Origin of the sequence: Paenibacillus sp. 2KB_20 (assembly GCF_052115765.1) — a bacterium.
Classification (GTDB): Bacteria; Bacillota; Bacilli; order Paenibacillales; family Paenibacillaceae; genus Paenibacillus_AQ.
Genome location: NZ_JBFRHH010000001.1, coordinates 403,372 through 424,005, shown reverse-complemented (window position 1 = coordinate 424,005; position 20,634 = coordinate 403,372). Strand labels below are relative to the sequence as shown.

The following is a 20,634-nucleotide window of genomic DNA, read 5'->3' as shown; positions in this document are numbered from 1 at the left end:
ATGATCTAAGGGAGGTTATGTACGATGAAATCTGTATTCAAAAGAGCGGGGATTCTTATGTTAGCCGGAGCTTTTGCGCTGAGTGGATGTTCAGGAGACGCCAAGAATCAGTCGGATAATCCTGATCAGGCTGCGAATTTTAACAAAACGGGTCTTCCGATTGTGAATGAACCGGTATCGTTAAAGATGGTATCCCCGAAAGCAGCATTGGCGCCAGAGTATTCGCAAATGGAAATTTTCAAACGATTGGAAGCGGAAACCAACGTTAAGATTGAGTGGGAGAACATTCCGGACACCGACTTTACAGAGAAGAAAAATTTGCTGCTGGCCAGCGGCAACTTACCGGATGCTTTTTACGGAGCCGGATTCTCCGATTACGAGCTGGTTACTTACGGAGAAGATGGTACCATCCTCCCGCTGGAAGATTTAATTGATCAATATGCGCCTAATCTGAAAGCGCTCTTAGATCGCCGGCCTGACATTAAGTCCTCGATCACGGCACCGGATGGGCATATATACGGGCTGCCTTCGTGGGAAGAGAACAATCTTGGAACAAACCCCTTCTTTCACGTCATCAATAAAAATTGGCTCGACAAGCTGGGGCTGAAAATGCCACAGACACTGGATGAATATACGGAAGCATTAGTTGCCTTTAAAACGCAGGATCCAAACGGTAACGGCAAGGCCGACGAAATTCCGTTAAGCTTTATGCACATGCAATGGTGTATGGATATTGCTGGCATATTCGGAGCTTTCGGACTTCCTGATAACATGGAACATCGGATCGTCCGCGACGGAAAGGTGATCTTTACCGCCACGCAGCCTGAATATAAGGAAGCGTTGAAATATTTTTATCAAAAATGGTATAAGCAGGGCTTGATTGACCCCGAATCGTTTACCCAGGACGCCGCTCAGTATCTGGCCAAAGGGAAAACAACAATCGAAACACTCGGCTCCTATATCTGGTGGGAAGTCGATGAGGTGGTCGGACCGGAGCGAAGCGAGGATTATGCTTTGCTGTCTCCGCTCAAAGGACCGAACGGGGATCAATTGATCGGTCGCGGCAACGGTGGCGGTCCAGGACGCGGCGCTTTCGTGATTACTAAAGAGAACCAGAATCCGGAAATTACGATGCGTTGGATCGATCAGCAGTATGAGCCATACATGGCTGCTCAAATCCACTGGGGTCCGCTGGATATCGTATTCGAGAAGGACGAGAATGGGAAATTGGTGAACCTGCCGCTTCCTGAGGGTACTTCCGCAGGCGAATTCCGTCAAAAAGTGGCTCCAGGTGCTGGCGGACCAGGCGTTATTACCATCGAAGATTTGGGAAAAGTAGTTGATCTGGAGCCTAGAGCCCAGCAGCGCGTTAAAGACTTGGAGAAATATTACGATCCCTATATGGAAAAGGAAAACTATCCGAGTATCTTCTTTGAGCCGGAGGAACTGGACAAAATCAATAAAATTGAGCCCGAATTGATTAAATATGTCAATACTCAACGAGGAAAATTCATTGTTGATGGCGGCGTGGATGAACAGTGGGACAGCTATGTGAAGACCCTGGAGAAGATGGGCTTGAACGAGTTGATGGAGATCTATCAAAATGGGCTGGATCGTTATAACGCAAATTTAAACAGATAAATAATCAAACGACAGGTGGGGAGAAACTGTGCTTGAAGTAATAACCATTGGAGAGGCATTGATAGACTTTACCCCCTCAGGGCGTACAGCAGGAGGCAACGAGCAGTTAGAATGCAATCCCGGAGGGGCTCCGGCTAACGTAGCAGCTGCGCTATCCCGTTTAGGAGCCAAATCTGCATTAATTAGCAAGGTCGGTAAGGATCACTTTGGTTCGTTGCTGCAAGGCACGTTGCTTAGCTGCGGGGTCGACGTGAGCGCGCTTTCGTTTACGAATGAAGCCAAAACAACGCTGGCATTTGTCCATTTGGATGACAGCGGAGACCGATCGTTCAGCTTCTACCGGCAGCCGGGAGCGGATACCTTGTTGCGCTCAGAGGATGTCCCGCTCGACAGGATTGGGAACTGCCGGGCACTGCACTTTGGTTCATTGTCGATGACCCATGAGCCGGCACGTTCAGCAACAAGAGCGGCAGTTATTAAGGCCCAGGAGGCCGGAGCTCTGCTTTCATTCGATCCGAACATCCGGTTTGCATTATGGGAGAGTAAGGAGGAAGCAAAGCAGAATATCCTGTGGGGCATGAAGCATGCAGATATTTTGAAAATATCAGAAAAAGAGCTTTGCTTTATCACGGGTATAACCGATGTTGAAAAAGGCTCGCTCCTGTTACAGCAACAATTCGGTATCGCCTTCATTGTCGTTACGTTAGCTGAACAAGGCTGCTATTACCGGTTGGCTGCTCATGAAGGTTATGTCCCGGGTTTCCAAGTGAATACCATCGATACGACGGGGGCCGGCGACGCTTTTCTAGGCTGCTTGTTATATAAAATACTGGAATGCGATATTTCTTTAAATAAACTAGAAAAACAGCAAATCATCAGCATGCTGACTTTTGCCAATGCTGGCGGTGCGTTAGTGACAACACGGAAAGGGGCTCTTCAGTCAATGCCGACGATAGATGAAGTCAATAAGATCATGGAATCAAATAAACAGATGGATGAGGGATTTAGACCGGGAATTCATTTTTCGCCTCCATCCCATTGGATGAACGATCCGAACGGATTAGTCTATTACGAGGGAGAATATCATCTGTTTTATCAACACCATCCCTTTAGTAATAAATGGGGGCCGATGCACTGGGGCCATGCTGTAAGCCATGATCTGATTCATTGGCAGCATGAGCCTATCGCACTGTTCCCGGACGAGCATGGAGCCATTTTTTCCGGCTGCTGTGTGGTTGACTTTAATAACAGCAGTGGACTGTTCGCGGGTACCCATGGATTGATTGCGATTTTTACCCATGCGGACACATGTCCAGAGACCGGGCAGCCGCGCCAGCGGCAAAGCTTGGCTTACAGCAGCGATAAAGGCAGAACCTGGCACAAATATGAGGGGAATCCGGTTCTTGCCGAGCCTGATCTGGTAGACTTCCGAGACCCGAAAGTGTTCTGGCATGCACAAAGTGAGCGGTGGGTTATGACCATTGTCGTGGGAGACCATGTTCGGTTTTATGGATCGGCAAACTTGCGTGATTGGTCGCTTACAGGCGAATTCGGCCATGAGGAAGGCTCGCATGACGGTGTTTGGGAATGCCCGGATCTCTTTGAATTGCCGATCGATGACAGTGGGCGTTCCAAATGGGTGCTTGTCATGAGCATTGGGGATAACCCCTCCTGTCCGGAAGGATCACGCACGCAATATTTTATCGGAGAGTTTGACGGAAATACATTTATCAACGAAAATTCGGCAGATCATATCATGTGGTTGGATCATGGTCGGGACAACTATGCAGGGGTCACCTGGTCGGATATACCTGAGCAAGACGGACGGCGCGTGATCATCGGATGGATGAGCAACTGGAAATATGCCAACGACACGCCTACCGGCGCCTGGAGAGGCGCAATGACGCTGCCACGCGTTTTGTCATTGACCCATCGGGATGAGGGCATCGTGCTAACCCAAACGCCTGTCCGGGAAATCGAGCAGCTGCGGAAAGAGTCGAGGAACTGGAATATGCTCACGGTAGCCCCTGAGTTCCCGTATGTGCTGAAGATGAAGGATGACTTGCTGGAGATTGAAGCGGACATCGATATTCGATCCGCCGGCGAGGTTTATATCAAAATGCAATCGTCCGGGCAAAGTGAGACGATCATCGGGTATGATCCTGTACGCCAATGGCTATTCATCGACCGTTCCAAATCAGGCATGACGGATTTTCACGCGTCGTTTGCGTGTAAGCATGGCGCCAGTTTGGTTCCGGAAAATGGGAAAATCAAGCTGCATATCTGGCTGGATCGCAATGCGGTTGAAGTGTATGCGAATAAAGGCCTGGTTGTTCTCACGGATCAAATTTTCCCGGATGCCCCGATTAATAAGCTTTCAATAAGTACGGAAACAGGGCAGGTTGTACTGAACTCGCTCCATGTCCATACACTTCGGTCTATTCATACTTCCAATAACAACATAGAACAGATATCAGGGAGGGATGAAGCGTGAGCCAAACACCTGACAATCAGGGGCTGATGATGTATTGGCCCTTCGATGAAGGAGCCGGAACCAATGCTGAGGAGAGCATATCTCAAGTACGGGATGATATTCAGTACGTATTGAATCAAGCCGAGTTTACGGAATCCTGCGATCCGCAGTGGAGACAGGGAGTTATGGGAAAAGGGCTTCTGTTCGACGGTTACTCGACATATATTACCCATCCGTTCAAAGAGGGAGATGCGGACCGGGAGACAGAATATCGATCAGCACTGAGTATCGGAGTATGGGTAGCTCCCCGTTCCTATGAATGGGGGTATGAAGGTAAGCTGTCAGCCATCGTGAACCGCTGCAACATGGATCGCCAGCAGGGTTATCTGCTGGGCATGTTTCGTCATGGCTCCTGGTCCTTCCAAGTCGGGCTGGAAGGAGGAGACTGGAAGGAAGTTTGGTCGCCGGACGGTCTTGAACTGCCCAAAAACAAGTGGTCTTATGTACATGCTGTGTTTGATGGGAAGCAAGGGGAAATGAAACTGTACTTAAACGGTAGTGAAATCGCTTCGGCTGAGCTACCTCGTCATTCTCGTCTGGCCGAAGCAGTAGACACGGAACTGCTCATTGGCAAAAATAATCACAGCAGCCAATGGGCGGGCGTTTTTAGCCTTCACATGTTTAGCGGTATCATGGATGAACTCAAGATTTATAATCGCGCTTTGAGCGCGGAGGAGATTGCCGAATCTTACCGGCAAGTGTTGAAAGATGCCTTCGGAGGAGTCCATCCGCAATTAGCGTATGATGAGATCAAGCTGGATCGGACGCCTTTGCTTCTGGATCGACACAGACCGCAGTATCATGCCAGCCCGCCGGCACATTGGATGAACGAGCCCCATGCTCCGATCTATTTTGATGGCCAATACCACCTATTCTATCAGCATAACCCTCTTGGGCCATTTTTTTATCACATTCATTGGGGACATTGGGTAAGCGAGGACCTGGTCCATTGGCGTGATCTTCCTGTGGCATTAGCCCCTGAAAAAGATCAGCTCGCACCGGATGGGATCTGGTCGGGAAGCGCGACCTACGATGCAGACGGCCTGCCTGTTTTGTTCTTTACGGCGGGCAATGACAGTGCTTCGCCGAATCAGAGCGTGGCGCTTGCACGAAGTACCTATACCCGGGATGGAGATCCGGATCTGGTTCATTGGATCAAGCATCCGGTACCGTTGATTGTACAAAAGAAGGGCATGGGCGCATTCGGGGATTTCCGGGATCCGTTCGTGTGGAAGGACGATGACGTGTGGTTTTCTTTGGTCGGGTCCGGGATCGAAGGCGAAGGTGGAGCAGCGCTGGCTTTTGAATCTCAGGATATGCTGAATTGGACATACAAAGGGCCATTGTTTCAAGCGGATATTCAGAAGTTTCCTTATCTTGGACCCATCTGGGAGCTTCCCGTGCTTCTCCCCCTTGGCAGCGACAAGCAGGGAGTGGACAAGCATCTTTTACTGGTCAGCCCTGTAGGACAGGGAGCGGATGTCGAGGTATTCTATTGGATCGGGCAGCTTGACAAGCAAAATCTATCATTTATTCCGGATCAAGAGGAACCGCAATTGATTGACGTTGGTGATTTTCATTTTACCGGTCCGAGCGGAATGGTTGATCCGAAGACTGGCAGAAAGATCATATTTACAATAGCCCAAGGCGACCGGACTCTCGAACTGGAATATCAATCGGGTTGGGCTCACAACGCCGGGTTGCCGCTCAGCGTGTATTTGAGGGAGGATGGACGGTTAGGGATTGAGCCGATTCAGGAGCTTCAATCGCTGCGCGGCTCCAAACGGCTATCGCTCCGGGACAAATCATTGGCTGAGGCTAATGAACTGATTCAGGATGTTCAAGGTGATATGCTTGAGATCCAATTGGAAATGGAGCCGGGCAGCGCCAAACAATTCGGAATCAAGATCCGTCGTACACCGGATGGGGAAGAAGAGACGCTTCTGTTTTATGATATGAACCAATCCACGTTCTCTGTCGACCGAACAAAAACCACCCTTCACCCGGGAGAAAAGTGCGGAGGAATTCAGGGCGGCAATCTGGAGCTCTTAGGGGAGAATCTAAAGCTTCACATTTATTTGGACCGCTCCATGGTTGAAGCCTATGCCAACGGATTGAAAAGCCTGACGACCCGGGTGTATCCGAGCCGCAAGGATGCTTTGGGGCTTGAGATTTGGGGAGACGGGGAACTAGTGGTTAAATCCTTGGTTATATGGGATATGCAGGCCATCTGGTAACGTGAGCGCTTAGGCGCTCCTTACCATTTGGGTAAAGCGACAGATGACCAAGAAAACGTGCAGGTACAAAGGAGAGACTAACATGAATCAAACGGAGCAGGTTTATACGTATCAAGACCTCGTGAAGCGATTATATGATCTGGAAGCTCTGGCTGTACCGCCGCAGGCCGGTGAGAAATCGGGGTGTTTCTCAAGCTTTGACCGGAGCTCCATTTACAATGCCGAGACAGGCTTATACGAGAATTGGGGCGCCAATGATGACGGAAGAGGCTTCATTCGTAAGGAAGGAGACAGCATCGTCGCCATGGAACTGGACGGTCCCGGCGTCATCTGGAGATTCTGGTCCGCGCTTCCCGAGGATGGACATATCCGGATTTATGTTGATCATGCCGAACTCCCCGTGATCGATCAGCCCTTCCGAGATTATTTTGAAAAATTCAATCAGGAAGGGCCACCATCCAATTTTCCGAATTTGTCACCTACTTTGTCCCGTGGAAGAAACTGCTTCATCCCCATCCCGTTTCAAAAACATTGCAAGGTGCTGCTGGATAAAGGTTGGGGCGCTTATTATCACATAACCTATACCACCTTCCCTGCCGGAGTCCAACTGCCGTCCTTTAATGGCAGCATTGACAAGGAGTCTGCTATTGCCCTGGCTGAAGCAGACCGGGTTTTACAGCAAAGAGGAACGTACTCGTTTATGAAAACTGAAGAGTCCTTTACTGACAGCGTTACGGTATCCGTACCAGCAGGCGGCAAAGCGTTGCTTTTGGATAAACAAGGGGCCGGCGCTTTTTCCATGATCCGGATGAGGACAGACCTTGGACGAAAAGGCGAGGAACAGCAGCGGATCATGGCCAGGCAATTGGCTATCTCAATGAAATGGGACAATGAAGAAACCCCTTCCGTATGGGCTCCGCTGGGCGATTTTTTTGGGAGCGCGCCCGGGATCAAGCCGTACCGCTCTCTGCCTCTCGGTATGAATGAACATGAAATGTACTGTTATTGGTACATGCCGTTCTCGGAAGGGGTGAGGATTGAAATTGAAAATGACGGGACGGAGGCATGCGAGATTTCGGCGGAGATCTTGTATACTCCTCTATCCAAGTCTTATGCGGACAACCTCTTGCGGTTTCATTCCAAATGGCATCGGGATGATTATCTGGAGCTGGATGCGGAGCGCTTCAAGGAAGGAGGAGATCGCTGGCCGGATTGGCCTCTGCTGCTGACGAAAGGCCGGGGAAGGTTCTGCGGCGTTCATCTGCATGTGTACAATAGCTGGGAGAAACCGGATGAGGAAGCCGAAACCTGGTGGTACGGGCTTTGCGACAATATTCCCTTCATGAACTCCTTTGAGGGATTTATTGAGAAGTACAAGGGGAATCATTGGGGCGCTAATAACGAATGTGTGTATGCTGCCACCGTTTACTGGTATCAGGAGCGGGGCACAAGCGATGCGTACATGCCCGTTTCCTTGGATGAACGATTAAGCCACTTAAACCATCAGGAGGGATGAAGATGAAGGAATTTTTCTATCGACCGGAGAACGCCTGGGTAGGGGACGTTATTCCCTATTATGAAGACGGGGAGTTTAAGCTGTTCTATCTGCACGGCTGGCGGGATAACTACCGGGAGGGCCTTGATCACGGCTGGTATCTTGTCGGAACGAAGGACTTCGTCAATTATCGGGAAGAAGGACCCTGTAAGATTGAAGGCGGCACCGGTCATATTCTGAAAGTGGACGGTATCTACCATATGTTCTATTGCATATTCCCACCGGGCAAGCAGCTGGTATGTCATGCGATCAGCAGAGACTTGAAGACCTGGGAGCCCATTCCCGAGGATACCTTTGCAGCTGACGACCGCATCTATGAGCTTTCCGATTGGCGCGATCCCTTCGTGTTCTGGAATGAAGAGGAAGGCCAATATTGGATGCTGCTTTCGGCGATGGCGAAAGGGCCGACCAATCGAAAAGGGTGCACCGCGCTGCTGTCATCCAAGGATCTGAAAGCCTGGGAGTACCGTGAACCTTTGTACGCGCCGAATCTGCACGTGGGGGCTCACGAATGCCCCGATTTGTTCCGAATCGGGGATTGGTGGTATTTGATTTATTCCTCTTATACGGGAAGATTTGCGACATTTTACCGGATGAGCCGCAGCCTGAATGGCCCTTGGATTACCCCAAAGGAGGATACTTTTGACGGGAGGGCCTTCTATGCGGCCAAATCCGTGGCTGACGGACAGAAACGTTACCTGTTCGGGTGGAATCCAACGAAGAATGACGATTTATTCGGCTGGAATCCTCCGAAGTCCCAAGGCAAGGATTACGACACTTGGGATTGGGGCGGGAATCTGATCGTGCATGAAATCGTGCAGCGTCCGGATGGCACCCTCGGCGTCAAAGTGCCAGATACGGTCGATGCTGCATTTAAAGAACTGATGCCCGTGCGCTTTAACTGTGTTGAGGGAGCGTGGCTCGATTCGGATTGCTCGCTCTCCTGCGAGTCGCCGTATGGGTTTGCTGGCTGCACGACCCGGGAGGATCTCCCAGATCAGTGCAAAATATCCGCGAGTGTTTCATTCTCCAGACAAACACAAGGACTTGGGTTCATGCTCCGAACAGAAGACACCCTGGATGCGGCCTATTATATTACATTTGAACCGCAACGAAACCGCCTTACTTTCCGGGGATATATTATGCAGTCGGAAGAGGGCGGAAAGACATTCCCTTATGAGGTAGAGCTGGAGCGTCCGATTGAGCTTATTCCCGAACGTCCTTACGAAATCAAAGTGTTTATAGACGGCTCGATTTGTGAGATTTACGTGGATGAGAACATAGCGATGAGTGCCAGAATGTACGATATCCAGTATGGGAAGCTCGGTTTGTTTGTCAGTCAGGGCAGTGCTCAATTCAGCGATGTAAAAATCGAGACCAGAGGATAAGATAGAAAAAGTCGAGCAGGGGACCTCATCGTTCCCTGCTCGACTTTTTTGAATTAAATTGTCGGATTGCATTCCTTGTCAAGCTTATTATCCTTCTTGTCTACAATTCCGTACTTCACAAGAAAAAGTTGCCTATATAGCATCTAAGTTTCAAATATTTCGAATCAATGTACGATCTAGGTGATGAAAGAGACAAACCGGCACCAAGCCAGTTCGTCATGTTTGGAGATAAATTTACTACGCATGACCTGTCGATTGTCGGAAAACCGGTGTTGTCTTGACGTGAGTAACCTGTGGAGGTCTATAGGGATTTTCGATTCTTTTAAGCAGCATCTCGGCAGCTAGAATTCCCATTTCGGAACGGTGGATATGGACTGTCGTCAAATGGGGTTCTATGATCCGCGATTCGGGGGCATTGTCGAATCCGCAAACCATAACCTCCTCAGGTATTCGGATATTTAAATCCTTCAATATGCGAATGACATGAATAGCGATGAAATCGTTCGCGCAAACGAATGCGGACGGGAGTTTTTTCATGCTTGTTAGTTGCTGCTTAAGCCACTGATAGTCAGCGATGTATCGGTCTTCTTCAAGGATGCAGAACGATTCATGGGGTTTGATCTGAGCTGTAAAGAATGCTTTGTTGAATCCTTCCCAACGTTCACTGAAGCTCATACAATGGCGGTAATCGCCGATAAACCCGATTGGGGCGACGCCTTCATCAATCAATCGTTTCGTTATCCTGAAGGTACTATGGCTGTTTTCCATTAGCAGTAAATCCGCCTTCATCTCAGAAAACGCCAAGTCTGCCGAAGCGTCGATAAATAATGTCGGTATCTCAAGCGAGGTAATAAATTCAGTATAGTTCTCGTCAAACAATTCGATACAGACTATACCGTCTACTTTACTTTTGTCAAAATTCACAGGAAGAGCTGGTGATTTCAGTTCATTCTCTCGAACCATGTGTATTGATAAATTAAATCCTACGGAGCTGATCTTTTGTTCGAGCCCGCTTAATAGGGACGTACCAAAATGTGAATTGTTCGGCATGTTAGCCGTAAGCAGGGCAATATTACCTGATTTTTTGGCAGAAGCAATCTCATGTTCGAAGAAGGCGAACTGCTTGTATTTCATCTCGACTGCTTTCTGGATCACTCTGCTGCGTGTCTCATCCGGTATAGAAGGATTATTATTCAATGCTTTGGACACTGTATTTCGGGAAAGTCCTAGCGAATCTGCTATGTCTTGAATGGTAACCTTTTCTCTGCTCAACGATAATGGCTCCTTTGGCAAAAGTATTACGTCTTCGACTAAATTAATCGTAGTATAACTCCACAAAATAATCAACTTGAATGTTACAAATGAACATTTTGACCATTTAGTCATTCGTGATGGAAATAAGAAATTATTTTCATTCAGTAAACAAATGAACAAATAAAAATAGACAAATCGGAGTCGTTATGTTTTGATTTTATATTGAATTCACAGGAAAAACATAACTAGTTTCATGGATAGTGACGTTTTTTTACAAAAAGAAACAATTGAAACACTTTCAATATGTTCAAATGTAAACTTTTTGTGTTGCTAAATTTGTTGACGGAGTGATGCAGTTGTTGTAAATTGTATTTGCTATATTGATGATGACGACTGATGGAAGCACTTTCTTTTGGATGGAAGTTTCAAAAATCGCATTTTCAATTGTGCTAATGAACAAAAAGGGGGAGGAGAACTTGCAGCAAACTGCAGGAATCACAGAGAACACTAGATCAGAAGCGAATATCAGAACAAGCGGGCTGAAGGAGAAGCTTAGGTATATCAAATCAAACTACTGGCTTTATCTGCTCGTCCTGCCGGATGTGGAGGAGGACACTGTCATCACGAGTCTGGCGACGCTCGTCTCGGACAACGGGCCGACCCGGCAGGCCAGCGCGTCCGTGCTGGCGATTGCAGAGGAAGAGGAATGATGAAGATCCCGTTCTCCAGGCAGGAGAACGGGATCTCTTGATTTCAATTTGGGATGGTCGTTTTTCGATATCACTCGAAATAGATTGGAACTATCCATCAATAAACCTTCATTTACAATATGTGCCATCATTGTGTACACTTTTTTTATTCCGACTGTTCAGTATAAATAAAAATCAAAGATACAGGTGAAGAAATCATGCCCAAATTAGGGATGGAACAAAAACGCAGGGCAGACGTCATTAATGCCACGTTAACCTGCATCAGCATGTATGGGATTGACGGCATGACCCTGGATAAGGTTGCTGATCATGCGAACTGCTCCAAGGGAGTTGTTACTTATTATTATAAGAATAAGGATCAATTGACGATCGAAGCTTTCAAGTCGTTCTTGGCGTACTATGGACTGAAGATCGAATCAGGCATTGAACATACCATGACATCGGGGGAAATGATGGATCTTGCCCTGAAGTTTATGCTTCCCCCGCTCACCGATGACAAGGGTCAAACGATTAATGTGTCACAGCTGGATGGGGTCGAGAAGATGTATATCCCGCATGCAGATCAAGGCAAGCTCTTTGTGCAGTTTTTCTCAAAAGCCATGCTGGATCACAATTTGCAGGAAGTGGTATCGAAGAGTTACGAGGCTGATCTCCAAGGCATCACCAAGATCATGGATTACGGTAATCGGACGGGACAGATGTCCGTTGAGGATTCCCATAGCGCTGCCTATGGGTTGATGGCGATGGTTATAGGTCTGAGCTTCTTTAGAGTAGCAAACGTTCCACCGGCCAACGGCGGCGATAACCGGTACATATGTGAGGATTATGTAAGAAGACTTACCCAAACAGGAGGGAACTATGGATATCGAGAAGGTTGAAACAGATAGAGGAACCATAGCGGTCGTAAGCAGCAATGAAATATTGATAAAGGATGTCCAATCCGCATTGGATCTTATGGCAACCGTGCAATATGAAACGGGCAGCCATCGTATGGTGATGAATCAGTCGATATTCAGCGAAGCCTTCTTCGATTTGAAGACGCGCCTTGCAGGCGAAATCCTCCAGAAGTATATCAATTATCATGTTAAGGTTGCGATTATCGGAGATTTTTCTATTTATCCGAGCCAAAGCTTGCAAGACTTCATATATGAATGCAATAAGGGAAACGATTTCTTTTTCTTGCCGAGTGAACAACAAGGAATTGAACGGTTAAGCAGGTTGAACTAAGAGACGAAAGCGGGAGGAAGACGGTTGTCAGTACCAGGGTTTAATCCAAAAGAATATCCGATGGTAGACATTCCAGCAGGCGAAATTCAATTAAGGGACGACCGAATCAAATCTTCGTGGGCGGTTGAAGTAAATGCTTTTCAGCTTGCACCGACTCCTGTTACAAAGGCGTTATATTTCTCGCTTATGTCGCAGTCGGCAGGATTCACTGATGTCATGCAGGCTCCGGTCGTCGATGTATCATGGAATGATGCGATATACTTCTGTAATATGCTATCTCGTCACTCAGGTCTAGACGAGTGTTATTCGGCCACGGAAGATGGTGAGCGTGTGGTGTGCAACTGGGAGACGGATGGGTACCGCCTACCGACGGAAGCGGAATGGCAATATGCGTGTAGGGCCGGGAGTGATGGCTATCGATACGGAGAGCTTGATGACATCGCTTGGTATGAAGGGAATTCCGGGGGCGCCCTGCATGTGGTAGGCAAAAAGCATCCGAATGCCTGGGGGCTTTACGATATGCTCGGAAATGTGTGGGAATGGTGTTGGGATATATACGATCCGGACATATACGGCTCATACAGAGTATTCTGCGGCGGAAGCTGGGCGGAAGAGGCCAGGGGCTGCGGGGCGACATGCCGCCGTCGTAGCCACCCGACCTTTCGGATTGAGGATCTCGGGTTTCGTCTGGCGAGATCCATTTTACAGTAAAGCTGATCCTTAATGGATTAGCTTTTTTTGCGTTCGACAATAGCGTTCTGGACGGACTCCCGATTGGCACCGATCCCAAGCGGAGCGGGTTCCTTTCCTCATGAACCAATACATCCACCCCTTATATGTTAGATAATATAACATAAAATACCTCTTGTTTTTGCTTATAGACAACGCTGGAAGACATCAGTAAGATGAGTTTAACTTTTTTGCGGGAGGTGTGGAGGAGCTAGTGGGAGTCATCATTGGTATCGCCGCAGTGGTTACTCAGGTTACAGAAATTGAAGGATGAAGGGGATAAGAAGATGCCACATGGACCAACATTCAATAATCCGATTGTGGAGCAAGCAGCCGATCCTTGGGTATGGAAGCATACGGACGGCCATTACTATTTTATGTCGACGAGACGCGATCGTCTGGAGTTGACGCAATCCGCGACATTGACAGGCCTTGCGGAGGGCCGGAAGAAAACGATCTGGACTCCGGAAGCCGGCGGACGCTATAGTTATAACCTGTGGGCGCCGGAAATTCATCATTTGGATAACAAATGGTACATTTATTTTACGGCAAATGATGGAGGAGGCGACGAGTCACGCCAAATATGCGTGCTGGAGAACGTGGAGCCTGATCCGATGGAAGGCGAATGGGAGTGGAAGGGCGCGCTGCCAACCCCTGTACCCGGACTGGACGGTACAGTCATGACCTTAGGGAATCAGCTTTATTTCCTGTATGCCGGGTACGGACATTTCCCGGACTACGGTTCTGCCATATACATCATGAGAATGTCGAACCCTTGGACCTTGACGGGGGACCATGTATTGCTCACGGCCCCGACCCTATCCTGGGAAAAACAAGGCGGAATGGCCATTAACGAAGGTCCCGTCATCCTTCAGCGAAACGGCCGCATCTTTCTAGTATACTCGGCCAGCACCACCTGGTCTGAGGATTATGCGCTGGGAATGCTCACGATGGATGAAACCGCAGATCCGATGGACCCGCTTTCCTGGACTAAATCCATGGAGCCTGTATTTTGCAAAAGCGTGGGAAACGGGGTGTATGCCACCGGCCATAACAGCTTCACGCAATCACCGGATGGCAAGGAGGACTGGATCGTCTACCATGCGCTTCCAGCGCCTGGAGCAGATACGGCCTTGCGATCGACCCGCATCCAGAAGTTCGACTGGAAGCCGGATGGAACCCCGGACTTCGGTGTCCCTGCCAGTGATTCGGAGGCCATACCGATACCGTCCGGAGAATCATGTATGCGGATTCATAACATAAACGAGTAGGTACTGCCGAGAAGAACGATGATGACGGCAAAGGAGTGGCAAATGCCGCACTGATGAAGTGAACATTCATAGGATTTTATATAAACCCCCATTCATTACGGATTTTGTGTAATGAATGGGGGTTTATTACGGATAAGAGTGAAACGTGAAGGAATTGCAAATCCATAACGAAAAATCGTGTTTTTTCAAACGGGAACCCCTTTATATAAAGGGATATGAGTTTGTTTATCGTTTCCGATATCCTAAATTAAAAGCATGTATTTGAAAAAACGACTCATTTTAGTTACGAAAATTATGTATGAAAGCGTTGACAAGATAAATAGATATGCTTATACTTCGGTTAAAGATACAGGATAATTGTATTAAATGGACGCGTAGAGGTTGGTAATACCGTCAACTTACATGTGAAAGGGGATCCATTGGAATGGTGATTAGACACTCCGACGATTGAAGAATGGTGGATAGCAAGGCTTTAAACTGGCGCCCCTTAAAAACTACGGAATATAGATCCTCTCGGCGCTAATGCTGGGGGTGCTCGTCAATTATTCATATCATGGGAGGTTAAGCATGAACAGAACGATGAAGCGTTTTTCCACTCTGTTATTCATATCCATATTGATCATTTCGATGGTGACCGCTTGCAGCGGTAAAGCAAAGAATGAGCCCGATAATACCGTAACCCAGGAGGAGGGCGTCTCCAAAGAGAAGAATGAGGTGACCTTTGAAGATATTAGCGGGGACATACGCGGCAACAAAGCACCAACACAGGAACAAATTGACGAGGTAAACAGCACGTTGAATGATACATACCTTGGCGACGTTTTCGAAGAAGTCATTCCTAGCGATTATTCCGCTTATCCCGTCAAAGGCGATGTGGTGCTTGATGTATGGATGCCTGCCAACTCCAACATCCCGGATATGAATAATCACTTGGTTCAGAAGCAGGTGGAGAAACTGACCGGCATTAAGGTGAACTTCATTACGCCGCCTGTCGGGCAGGAAGCCGATGCCTTTACCTTGATGATCTCCTCCGGTGAGCTGCCGGACATCATCATTGACCCGGGTCGTTATCCGGGAGGCTTTGAAGCGGGGGTGAATGACGGCGCTTACCTCGATCTGACCGACCTGATGGAAGAGCATGCTCCCAACTATACAGCGTGGCGCAATTCGGACGAAACGAGAAGAAAAACGACCGTGACCGACGATGGCAGGCTGCTGGGTTTCTACGGCATCGCCCCGTATTCCGAATGGATCTGGTTCGGAACGCTGATCAAGCAGGAAGCGCTGGATAAGACGGGACTTCCAGTCCCGACAACAATAGACGAATGGTATGAGTTTCTGAAGAAGTCTAAGGAAGTCGGATATAAAGCTCCACTGAATTACGGATCGACGTACGGTCAAATTTTTACCGGCATCATTAATGGTGCATATGGCGTCTGGGACTGGACCTTCCTGGATGAGAACGGCAAGGTCGCATGGGGTCCTGCGCAGCCGAAAGCCAAGGAATATCTCGCGACCATGCAGCAGTGGAACAAGGAAGGTTTGCTGAATCGGGATTGGGCAACCGCTGATTTCAATCAACGGATGGCTAGCGCGATATCCGATGATACGGCCGTGATGATGGACTCACCGGATACGATGTGGAGCTATTGGAAAGTGCAGAACGATATTGATTTCGTGGGGGCGCTGAATCCTGTACTTAACAAAGGAGACAAATCCTCGACCACCTATAAAAACTTCAAAAGAACCGGAACCAGTGCGGCCATCACCACCCAGAGCAAAAATGTCGAAGCTGCAATGGCATGGCTGGATTTCAACTTCAGCAAAAAAGGCTGGGAGCTCATTAACTTTGGCGAGTACGGCACGGTGCATTTGGTGGATGAACAAGGAATGCCTTATTATCCTGAAAACAGCTACATCTACAATGATCCGGACGGTCAGCCGGTAGACGTCACACTTTGGAAATACCGCTGGCACAGTTGGCCGAATATCCGCGACGAGCATCATGCCAACCCGTTGATCTCGGCGAAAGGAAGTTATTCCGGAGATATCCGAAAGAATTGGACGGAAAACATGGATACCAGCATGGCGATGCCGCCAATCACGTTTACGAAAGACGAAGCCTCGCGCGAAGCCGAGCTTGGAAACCAGTTATCGACGCTGCGCGGAGAATATTTTGCGAAGATCATTATGGGCGAATTGCCGGTCGATGCTTACGATAAATTTTTGAAGGAAGCGCAGAGCATGGGGCTGGACGAATTCATAAGTCTCCATCAAGCAGCCTTGGATCGGTATAACCAACGATAGTTTTCATAATAAGAACAGGTGGTTGATTCATGGAGATATTACGGAAAAACAGGGAAATAGACCATGTTCGGACGCCCTCGGAGCCCAAGAATGCCAAGCGGTTGATTCAAAAGGACCTGAAAAAGAATTGGTTCGTCTATCTGATGGCCCTTCCCGTCGTGGCGTGGTTCATTATCTTCTGCTACGGGCCGATGTGGGGCGTTATGATCGCATTCAAGGATTTCAAGCCTTTGCTGGGCTTCGCGGATAGCGATTGGGTGGGCTTCAAGCATTTTATCGATTTTTTCTCCGGACCCTATTTTTGGAGAGTCGTCAAGAATACGCTCCTGCTGAATGTGTGGGGCATCGTGTTTGGATTTACGGCACCGATCATCTTGGCATTGCTGCTGAACGAAGTTCGTTCTTCCAAGTTTAAGCGGACCGTTCAAACCATTACGTATATGCCGCATTTTATTTCACTGGTGGTTGTGTGCGGGATCATTCACATCTTTACGGCCAATGAAGGTGTCGTTACGCAGCTGCTTTCGTTCATAACGGGAAAAGACTACTCATCCCTTCTCGGGTATTCCAATTTGTTCCGGCCGATTTATACCTTTTCCGGAATCTGGCAGAGCATCGGATGGGACAGCATCATTTATCTGGCTGCGATGAGCTCCATCGATCCATCATTATATGAAGCGGCCGATATCGACGGGGTCGGCAGGGTGAAAAAAATGTGGTACATTACGCTGCCTCAGATCAGTCCGGTCATCATCATCCTGTTTATCTTTGCGATCGGCGGATTGATGGCCTCCGGTTACGAGAAAATTATCCTGCTCTATAATCCTTTGATCTATGATACGGCGGATGTCATCGCCTCCTATGTTTACCGAAGGGGCTTGAGGGAAGCGAGCCTAAGTTATTCCACAGCCGTCGGATTAATAAGCTCCATCGTGAACTTCGGGCTGTTATGGATGACAAATACCATCGTGAAGCGCAGATCTGAATCCAGCTTATGGTAAGAGAGAGGGAAGGCTATGGAGGATATCAAGCAACTCAAAGTGAAACGAAGAAGGAAGCATAAAAGCATAGGGGACCGCGTATTCGACTTCACGAACTATACGCTGTTAACCGCATTAACGTTGGTTTGTTTTTATCCCATATTGCATATCTTCTTTGCTTCCGTCAGCGATCCCAGTGCCTTGATGGCCCATAAAGGGGTATTGTTAAAGCCGCTGGGGTTCACACTCGACGGTTACAAGCTGGTGTTTAAAGACAACAGCCTGCTGAAGGGGTACATGAATACGATCATTTATGTTGGACTGGGCACCTTGGTCAATATGGTCATGACGATATTAGGCGCATACGTGCTCTCCAGGCGGGACTTGTATTTCAAAAATTTTATCATGATTTTAATTACGATCACCATGTTTTTTGGTGGAGGGCTGATTCCCTGGTTCCTGTTAATGAAGGACATCGGCTTGTACAACAATCTGTGGGCGATGATTCTGCCGACCGCTTTAAGCACTTGGAACATCATCATTTTAAGAACCGGATTCCAATCGATTCCGAGAGAGCTGGAAGAAGCGGCATTGATTGACGGCGCGAGCCAGGCCAATATTCTGATCACGGTCATCCTGCCACTGTCGAAAGCCACGCTGGCCGTTATCTTCCTGTATTATCTGGTCGGGAATTGGAACTCCTGGTTTAACGCGATGGTCCTGCTGAAGGATAGGGAATTGTTCCCGTTACAGCTGCTCATGAAGGAAATCCTGGTCGCTAATGATTCGACGGCCACCACGATCGGCAGCGCGGGCGGGGTTGTCATTAACAGTGCTCAGAGCTCGACGGCTTTCCGGGAGTTGGTTAAATATTGCGCAATAGTAGTTTCGACCGTGCCTATATTGCTGGTGTATCCTTTCCTGCAAAAGTATTTTGTGAAAGGCGTTTATGTGGGTTCGATCAAAGGCTAGACGTTCAAACGAGCAGATAGAGAGATTGAATAATTAGGAGTGAGTTGCATCATGTTGACAGAAGTTAGCAAGACACAAACGGTTCGCAACGAATATCCGAGACCCCAGTTTCAGCGCAAAGAGTGGTTAACCCTCAATGGCGAATGGGATTTCCGTTTTGATGATGAAACCATCGGCGAGGATGAAGGGTGGTATCTGGCGGAAGCGATGGCTTCCTTTACACGGAAGATCAACGTCCCCTTTACGTTCCAAAGCAGGCTGAGCGGCATTGAAGATCCTTCTTTTCATGATGTGGTATGGTACCGCAGAACGTTTGAAATCCCGCAGAACTGGAACGGGAAACGGATCGTGCTTCATTTCGGTGCCGTGGATTATATGGCCAAAGTGTGGGTGAACGGGCATTTGGTGGCCATGCATGAAGGAGGGCATACGCCGTTTCAAGCGGACATTACGGCCGCGCTCACGGAAGGAAGCAACACGGTCGTGCTGCGGGCGGAGGATTTCAGCCGCGACGTCACTCTGCCGAGGGGCAAACAATATTGGCTTGAGCATTCGGCAAGCATTTTCTATACCCGTACGACCGGCATCTGGCAGAGTGTGTGGATAGAGCCGGTATCCCCGGTACATCTGAGCAAAGCGATGATGACGCCTGACATTGACCGGAACGAAATTCGCATCCGGACATTCCTTGACGGCTATAAATCTACAGAGGATCTTAAGCTGCAGATCACCATATCGTATAAGGATGAATTGGTTGCCGAGGATCAGTATACGATCCGAAATGCGGAACAGCTCCGGACTATAGGGCTGAGCGATTTTACGGATCATGGCCTGGGACGCCTCTGGAGCCCCGAGTTTCCGAACTTGTATACCATCGAGTTTCGCCTTGTTCAAGATGGGAACGTTGTCGATCAAGTATCCAGTTATTTCGGGATGCGGAAGGTATCGATCGAGAACGGCAAGCTGTGCCTGAATAACCGCCCGTATTTCCAAAGGCTGGTGCTGGATCAGGGGTATTTCCCTGATGGAATTCTGACGGCTCCTTCAGACGAGGCTTTGAAGCGCGATGTGGAGCTGGCGAAGGAAATGGGATTCAACGGCGTGAGAAAGCACCAGAAGACGGAGGACCCAAGGTTCTTGTACTGGTGCGACCAGCTCGGCTTGCTGTTATGGAGCGAGGCGGCTAACGCGTATGAATATTCCGAGTCCTATGTTCGCCGCTTCACGGCGGAATGGCAGGAGATCATCGAGCGGGACTATAACCATCCTTGCATCGTCACCTGGGTTCCGCTCAATGAGAGCTGGGGCGTTCCCAATGTTCAGATGGATAAGCGTCAGCAGCAGCATGGGCTTGCCATGTATCATTTAACGAAGTCATTGGACGATAGCAGGCCGGTTGTTTACAACGACGGGTGGGAGCATATGACCACCGACCTGGTTACTATTCATGACTACGAGAGCCGCCAGGAAGTGCTGGAGGAGCGGTATGCAACAACCGCTTCCGCGGTGGAAGCCATGCCGGCTAACCGGAGAATATTCGTCGGCGGTGCTTCTTACGAAGGCCAACCCATTCTGGTATCGGAGTTTGGCGGGATAGCCTTTAAGAAGAGCGATTGGGAGGGCTGGGGGTATTCCGGCGCCGAGAACGAGGAGGACTTCCTGATCCGGCTCAAGGCCGTAGTGGATCCGATGTTTTCATCCCCGGTGATCCAGGGATATTGCTATACGCAGCTGACGGATGTTGAGCAGGAAATCAACGGTTTGCTGACGTATGACCGTAAGCCGAAGGCGCCGCTTGAAACCATTCGCAACATCATGACGGGTAAATAG

At 48.7% G+C, this 20,634-nt stretch carries 15 protein-coding genes; 14 read left to right on the top strand and 1 reads right to left on the bottom strand.

What is annotated here, in order from left to right; all coding sequences use genetic code 11:
- The first annotated feature begins 24 nt into the window (after window positions 1-24).
- The 5 genes from AB4124_RS01955 to AB4124_RS01935 all read left to right on the top strand — a co-directional run bounded on the left by AB4124_RS01955 (window position 25) and on the right by AB4124_RS01935 (window position 9,354).
- Window positions 25-1,641: an ABC transporter substrate-binding protein gene (locus AB4124_RS01955; protein ID WP_441970845.1), complete on the top strand. Its 1,617-nt coding sequence runs from the start codon at window positions 25-27 to the stop codon at window positions 1,639-1,641.
- 28 nt (window positions 1,642-1,669) lie between these two features.
- Window positions 1,670-4,135 (top strand): PfkB family carbohydrate kinase, encoded by a 2,466-nt coding sequence (locus tag AB4124_RS01950; protein WP_441970843.1) that lies wholly within the window; start codon window positions 1,670-1,672, stop codon window positions 4,133-4,135.
- Window positions 4,132-6,411 carry a GH32 C-terminal domain-containing protein gene (locus AB4124_RS01945; RefSeq protein WP_441970841.1) on the top strand — a complete coding sequence of 760 codons (2,280 nt, stop codon included), beginning with the start codon at window positions 4,132-4,134 and terminating at the stop codon, window positions 6,409-6,411. Before AB4124_RS01950 ends, AB4124_RS01945 begins: the two co-directional genes overlap by 4 nt.
- 82 nt (window positions 6,412-6,493) lie before the next feature.
- A complete protein-coding gene (locus AB4124_RS01940; protein ID WP_441970839.1) occupies window positions 6,494-7,927 on the top strand; it encodes a DUF2961 domain-containing protein in 1,434 nt (477 codons plus the stop codon).
- 2 nt (window positions 7,928-7,929) lie between these two features.
- Entirely contained in the window at window positions 7,930-9,354 is a 1,425-nt protein-coding gene (locus AB4124_RS01935) for a GH32 C-terminal domain-containing protein (protein WP_441970837.1), read from the top strand.
- A 237-nt stretch (window positions 9,355-9,591) separates the two neighbouring features.
- Here the strand turns inward: AB4124_RS01935 and AB4124_RS01930 are convergent, their stop codons facing one another.
- The gene (locus tag AB4124_RS01930; protein ID WP_441970835.1) at window positions 9,592-10,626 is read right to left on the bottom strand and encodes a LacI family DNA-binding transcriptional regulator; all 1,035 of its coding nucleotides are present in this window, start codon (window positions 10,624-10,626) and stop codon (window positions 9,592-9,594) included.
- Window positions 10,627-11,084: 458 nt separating this feature from the next.
- Between AB4124_RS01930 and AB4124_RS01925 the strand changes: the two genes are divergently transcribed.
- From AB4124_RS01925 to AB4124_RS01885, 9 genes are all read left to right on the top strand, one after another.
- A complete protein-coding gene (locus AB4124_RS01925; RefSeq protein ID WP_441970833.1) occupies window positions 11,085-11,318 on the top strand; it encodes a hypothetical protein in 234 nt (77 codons plus the stop codon).
- Between the two features lie 197 nt (window positions 11,319-11,515).
- Window positions 11,516-12,196, top strand: coding sequence for a TetR/AcrR family transcriptional regulator (locus AB4124_RS01920; RefSeq protein WP_430203202.1), 681 nt, complete (start codon window positions 11,516-11,518; stop codon window positions 12,194-12,196).
- On the top strand, window positions 12,177-12,545 hold the full coding sequence (locus AB4124_RS01915) for a DUF4180 domain-containing protein (protein WP_339267113.1): 369 nt from the start codon (window positions 12,177-12,179) through the stop codon (window positions 12,543-12,545). The genes AB4124_RS01920 and AB4124_RS01915 overlap by 20 nt, the downstream gene beginning before the upstream one ends.
- Window positions 12,546-12,605: 60 nt before the next feature.
- Window positions 12,606-13,256 carry a formylglycine-generating enzyme family protein gene (locus AB4124_RS01910; RefSeq protein ID WP_441971622.1) on the top strand — a complete coding sequence of 217 codons (651 nt, stop codon included), beginning with the start codon at window positions 12,606-12,608 and terminating at the stop codon, window positions 13,254-13,256.
- Between the two features lie 305 nt (window positions 13,257-13,561).
- Window positions 13,562-14,545: a glycoside hydrolase family 43 protein gene (locus AB4124_RS01905; protein ID WP_339267111.1), complete on the top strand. Its 984-nt coding sequence runs from the start codon at window positions 13,562-13,564 to the stop codon at window positions 14,543-14,545.
- Between the two features lie 567 nt (window positions 14,546-15,112).
- The gene (locus AB4124_RS01900; RefSeq protein WP_441970830.1) at window positions 15,113-16,852 is read left to right on the top strand and encodes an extracellular solute-binding protein; all 1,740 of its coding nucleotides are present in this window, start codon (window positions 15,113-15,115) and stop codon (window positions 16,850-16,852) included.
- A 29-nt stretch (window positions 16,853-16,881) separates the two neighbouring features.
- Window positions 16,882-17,853 (top strand): ABC transporter permease, encoded by a 972-nt coding sequence (locus AB4124_RS01895; protein WP_076324224.1) that lies wholly within the window; start codon window positions 16,882-16,884, stop codon window positions 17,851-17,853.
- Between the two features lie 15 nt (window positions 17,854-17,868).
- Window positions 17,869-18,804: a carbohydrate ABC transporter permease gene (locus AB4124_RS01890; protein ID WP_076324223.1), complete on the top strand. Its 936-nt coding sequence runs from the start codon at window positions 17,869-17,871 to the stop codon at window positions 18,802-18,804.
- A 51-nt stretch (window positions 18,805-18,855) separates the two neighbouring features.
- Complete coding sequence (locus tag AB4124_RS01885; protein WP_441970827.1) at window positions 18,856-20,634, top strand: glycoside hydrolase family 2 protein; 1,779 nt, start codon at window positions 18,856-18,858, stop codon at window positions 20,632-20,634.